This is a genomic window from Sphaerospermopsis reniformis (genome assembly GCF_005402885.1).
In the GTDB taxonomy this organism is placed as follows: Bacteria; Cyanobacteriota; Cyanobacteriia; order Cyanobacteriales; family Nostocaceae; genus Sphaerospermopsis; species Sphaerospermopsis kisseleviana.
Genome location: NZ_BJCE01000458.1, coordinates 1 through 1,825, shown reverse-complemented (window position 1 = coordinate 1,825; position 1,825 = coordinate 1). Strand labels below are relative to the sequence as shown.

The window sequence follows — 1,825 nt, the reverse complement described above, 5'->3', positions numbered from 1 at the left end:
TTTCCGTACGGTGATGTCCTTTTTCAATGCGGTGGTCATAACTGACATCAATACCTTGAAAAGAGAGTGAAGATGCTGTTTCAAACCATTGTTTTACCTGATTGTAGAGAGTTGGGTGATTTGCCTTTAGTGCTAAAACATAATCTGCTTTTTTATCAATAATCTTGTTGGCAATCTCGGTTTGAGTCCCCATTATAGGGTATTAGTTCCCGCAGGATGTCCCCCTAATGCTTTAACTCTCAGACTCATGCAACTAGGGATAATACCAATTCCTGTTATCCCATTACCTTACCAAAGAGGTTCAGGTGTTGGAGGTGAAGCACCATCACCACTTAATCCCAATCCTAGTATTTTTAATGAACCGCCTTATAATCTTTACCAGCGGGGGTATATACCGGGAAGTGATACGCAACAACAACCAACTCCTCCCATTTCCGGTAGGGTGTTACAACCACCTGCACCAGAACAAAGACAAGAACCCAGCACCAGAATTGATTTAGCAAATGGTAAAGCAAATATCCAATTAATTAATAATACAAGGGCAGATATAACTTATCAAGTAATTGGTGATACAGAACCACGTACATTAGCAGGTAAATCAGATGTCACCCTTCGCGGTTTGAATACACCTGTCACAGTGACATTTCAAAGACAAGATGGAGGACTTTTGATGGTGACACCTAAACCTGGTGAAGAAACAGGAATTTTAGAAGTGACATTAAAAGAAACAACTGATGTCAACCAGGATAGAAGTGCAATGAGAATTGAATCAAATGGATCAGTGTTTTTGAATTAGTTATTAGTTATTAGTTATTAGTTATTTTTATCCTGACTCCTGTACGGGCATTCGCGAAGCGTGCTGGAAGCATCAGCATTCGGGCGATAAATTATCAATGATTATTGAGTGCAAAAATCTGATTGTGAAAATCCTGATGATCACGAGCTATACCCAAGCGACGACGGATAGCATCTTCAGCTTTAAGCAGTATCTGCACCTAAGTAAATAGCGTGAATATCAGCTGGTAATTTATCTTCTAGCATACGATAACCTTCTTGAAGCAAATTGGCTACTTGTTGAGGAGAAATTTTTTCACCTTCAGCTTGTAAGTAAGCAGAAATGCGAGTTTCACTCCAATGGAAAGTTTGCGCCATTAAGACAATCAAGCGCAATAATGGCGGTACTTGATCTAATGCCTGTTCTATATAACACCATAACGGGGGTGACGTGTCTTTAAGTGAATAATGAATAGCCTCCGTTGGTGGTAGTTTCATTTCATTAATACAAAAAGCTGTAATGTTGATTAACCAGTTTTGCAGAGTTAATACTTCTTCCCCTGTTTCTGGGTTAGTTAAATATAGTCCACCGAGTTCATAATATATATGTCGCCAAGTCAGCGCAAATAGATAATCTGCCTGGACAGGCGATCGCGCCGAATGTTGAATCAAAGTATAGACTATAGGGCTATAACGGCAAAAAATAGCAGTAAAGTATTTGCCATGATCAGGATAGCGCCTCAACAAAGTCAGCAGTTCTTGATCACTGTGATGAAACAGCGACTTCACCAGCGGATGGTTAGCTTCAGGAAAGGATGGTATTTGCACAAGCGTTTTAGTAAATGGTTGTTAAAATATACATAGTCAAGGTTAGTAAACAGTCATGGGTAATTGGTGATTGGTGATTGGTGATTGGGAAAAATGAAATTGTAGGACTTACACGCAAGCCATAGAATAAACTAACCACAGAGCTACAGAGAACACAGAGAACTAAGGGTTTGAGAGATAGATATTTTGCGTAATTTTTGGATTGATTCCTAGTCCCCAGTCC

General features: G+C 39.5%; 3 protein-coding genes and 1 pseudogene. 1 reads left to right on the top strand and 3 read right to left on the bottom strand.

Going from position 1 to position 1,825, the window contains the following annotated elements; genetic code table 11:
• Positions 1 to 193, bottom strand: a pseudogene (locus FFR48_RS27660) (ISAs1 family transposase); the annotation flags it as partial.
• On the opposite strand from FFR48_RS27660, the gene FFR48_RS27655 reads away from it, so the two are divergent.
• Entirely contained in the window at positions 182 to 796 is a 615-nt protein-coding gene (locus tag FFR48_RS27655) for a hypothetical protein (RefSeq protein WP_201277703.1), read from the top strand. The pseudogene FFR48_RS27660 and the gene FFR48_RS27655 overlap by 12 nt on opposite strands.
• Positions 797 to 978: 182 nt before the next feature.
• Here the strand turns inward: FFR48_RS27655 and FFR48_RS27650 are convergent, their stop codons facing one another.
• The gene (locus FFR48_RS27650; protein ID WP_137669552.1) at positions 979 to 1,602 is read right to left on the bottom strand and encodes a sigma-70 family RNA polymerase sigma factor; all 624 of its coding nucleotides are present in this window, start codon (positions 1,600 to 1,602) and stop codon (positions 979 to 981) included.
• Positions 1,603 to 1,609: 7 nt separating this feature from the next.
• A partial coding sequence (locus tag FFR48_RS29835) for a hypothetical protein (protein WP_236104222.1) occupies positions 1,610 to 1,825 on the bottom strand: 216 nt, incomplete at its 5' end.